We start from the raw sequence: 2,901 nt of genomic DNA on the forward strand, positions 1-2,901 counted from the left end.
CGAAGCCACGCGACCCTGCCTAGCCTTGACCCTGCCTAGCCTTGACCGTGCCGCATTGGCCGGCCAGACCCCGGCCCTGCGCAGGCTCGTGGCCGCGCCGGCGATGCGGCTCGATTCGCTGCCGATCCATCACGGACCGTGCATGCCGCGCCCCACGCCTTCCGCGCTCCTCGGCCTCGCCTGCCTGGCGCTGCTGCTCGCGAGCGGCGGGGCGCGGGCGCAGAACGCCAAGGCCGAGGCGCCGATCCCCGCCGCCACCCTCGCCCTGATGGCGGCCAAGGGGACGACGGCCTCCGCGCCGGTGCTGTTCCGGGCCTACAAGAAGGAATCCGAGATCGAGGTCTGGAAGAAGGGGCCGGCCGGCCGCTTCGTCCTCGTCAAGACCTTCCCGATCTGCCGCTGGTCCGGCCAGCTGGGCCCCAAGCGCAAGACCGGGGACCGCCAGACGCCGGAGGGGTTCTACACGGTGCCCAGGCGCCAGATGAACCCGAATTCCAGCTACTACCTCTCCTTCGACGTGGGCTACCCCAACGCCTACGACCGGGCGCATGGCGGCACCGGCTCGGCGGTGATGGTGCACGGCGTCTGCTCGTCCATGGGGTGTTTCGCCATGACCGACCAGACGGTTGGCGAGATCTACGCCATCGCCCGCGACGCCCTGAACGGCGGGCAGGCGGCCTTCCAGTTCCAGTCCTACCCGTTCCGGATGAGCGCCGAGAACATGGCCCGCCACCGGACCGACCCGAACATCGCCTTCTGGCGCGACCTCAAGGTCGGCTCGGACCGGTTCGAGGCCACGGGCGAGGAGCTCCAGGTCGGGGTCGAGGGCGGCCGCTACGTCTTCGCCCCGTCGAAGGACCCGACCCGCGAGGCCGCCGTCGCCACCCGCCGGGCCGGCGAGGAGGCGCGGGTCGCAGCCCTCGTCGAGGACGGGGCGGCGGCCGTGCGCACCACCTATTCCGACGGGGGCCAGCACGCCTTCTGGGCGGCGCTGCTCGCCAGGGGCGTACCGCTGGGCGACGTCAGCCGGCCGGAAGCCCTGGCCTATGCCGGCCAGGAGGTCGTCCTGATCCCGGCCCGCCGCCGCCCGGCGCCCGTGCCGGAGGCTGTCTGGGCCGCCTGGATCGCCCCCGGCTCCGGCCTCTCGGCCATCCGCAGGGCGGCTTTCGTGCCCCCCTACGAGCGCCCGCACGACCGGTTCGGCCCGCTCGCCACCGCCTATGCCGACAGCCTGCCCGCGATCCTGAGGGCGAGCCTGTCGGGGCGCGTCGCCGCCCCCGGCCTGCCGGCCATCGGCCCTCTCGCCTTCGCCCAAAAGCCTTGACCGGGCAGCGGAATCGGCACCGGACGGGGCCCTCGGCATGTGCGCGCACGCACATCGCGAGACCGGCCGGCCCACCATCTCAAGCGCTCATCGAGAGCGAGACGCCATCCCGGCCCACCGGCCGGACGTGTCCGGCGGATTGACGCTGGCACGGCGAACGGTTCCTGATCGTTACGACGATCGGGACATATGCCTGAAGACCCGCCATGACCATGTCGAACAGTCCCTGCACGGACGACGGCCTCACCCTGCGCTTCTGGGGCGTTCGCGGCTCGACGCCGGTGAGCGGCCCGGACTACGCCGAATTCGGCGGCAGCACCCCCTGCATGGAGGTGCGCTGCGGGCAGCGCCTGTTCCTGATCGATGCGGGCTCCGGCCTCTACCATTGCGGCCAGCACCACCGGACCGGCCTGCCGAAGGCGATCGACCTGCTGTTCAGCCACCTCCACCTCGACCACACCGGCGGGCTGCCGTTCTTCAAGCCGGCGGTGCTCGATCCGGAGCAGGTGATCAACACCTGGTGCGGCAACCTCGACGGGCAGTCCGCCGAAGCCGCGCTCGGCACCCTCTACGCCCCGCCGCTGTTTCCCGTGACCCTCGACATCCTGCCCTGCACCCTGCGCCACCACGGCTTCAAGGCCGGGCAGACCCTGACCTTCGGCGACGGCGCCCAAGTCGACACCATCCTGCTCAACCACCCGCAGGGCTCGGTGGGCTACCGCTTCGACCATGCCGGCAAGCGGCTCTGCATCATCAGCGACATCGAGCACACCGACCCGTGGCCGGACGAGGAGCTGATGCGCTTCGTCGAAGGCGCCGACCTGATGGTCTACGACGGCATGTTCACGGATTGCGAGTATCCGACCTGCCGCGGCTGGGGCCATTCCACCTGGCAGAAGGGCGTCGAGCTGGCGCGGGCCGCGGGCGTGAAGGCGCTGGCCATCATCCACCTGCATCCCGGCCACACCGACACGGTGCTGCGGGCGATGGAGGCCGACATGCAGGCCGAGATGCCCACCGCCTTCATCGCCCGCGAGCGCTCGAGCGTCGCGGTCGGAGCCCAGGCCGCCCGCAGGCCCGTGACGCTCGCCCGCATCGCCTGAGGGCGGCGTCCCGGCTCAGCGGCGCATGCGGCGGCGCATCGGGCGCTCGCGCCGCTGAAACCGGTGCATCTCGCCCGTCCGGCCGTTGCCCTGAGCCGCCGCGTTCCGGTCCAGCCCGTCGCCGGCTGCGAGGTGGATGCGCCCATCGGCCCGGCCGGCATCGGAGGCCGTCGCCATCGCCCCGGTCCCGATCAGCAGGCCCGCCGTCAGCGCCATCCGCACCATCGTCTTCGTCATCAGGACACTCCAATCCGGCTGGCGCCGCACCGGGCGTGCGCCAGCCGGACTATGCGCTCGCACGCGCTGCGTTCCGACCCGGGTCCTCACGATACGGGGAGGAGGGGTTTGGTGATGATCGAAGTTCTCCTGTCCGGCCCATTCTACGGCTGCCGCAAGGGGACGATTTATCAGCGTCGGGCGCGTCCCTCCCCCCTTTGCGGGGAGCGTGGGCCTCGCGTCAGCGAGGGTCGGGAG

General features: G+C 71.8%; 3 protein-coding genes. 2 read left to right on the plus strand and 1 reads right to left on the minus strand.

Features of this window, described 5'->3' with window-relative positions; genetic code table 11:
• The first annotated feature begins 142 nt into the window (after positions 1-142).
• Both COGEMETH_RS25255 and COGEMETH_RS25260 read left to right on the plus strand, forming a co-directional pair.
• Positions 143-1,324, plus strand: a complete 1,182-nt coding sequence (locus COGEMETH_RS25255; protein ID WP_238185411.1) for a L,D-transpeptidase family protein — start codon at positions 143-145, stop codon at positions 1,322-1,324.
• 212 nt (positions 1,325-1,536) lie between these two features.
• Positions 1,537-2,427, plus strand: a complete 891-nt coding sequence (locus tag COGEMETH_RS25260; protein WP_373875433.1) for an MBL fold metallo-hydrolase — start codon at positions 1,537-1,539, stop codon at positions 2,425-2,427.
• 15 nt (positions 2,428-2,442) lie between these two features.
• Here the strand turns inward: COGEMETH_RS25260 and COGEMETH_RS25265 are convergent, their stop codons facing one another.
• Positions 2,443-2,664 carry a hypothetical protein gene (locus COGEMETH_RS25265; protein WP_238185410.1) on the minus strand — a complete coding sequence of 74 codons (222 nt, stop codon included), beginning with the start codon at positions 2,662-2,664 and terminating at the stop codon, positions 2,443-2,445.
• Between the last annotated feature and the right edge of the window lie 237 nt (positions 2,665-2,901).

This window comes from Methylobacterium trifolii (genome assembly GCF_022179685.1).
Lineage (GTDB): Bacteria > Pseudomonadota > Alphaproteobacteria > Rhizobiales > Beijerinckiaceae > Methylobacterium > Methylobacterium trifolii.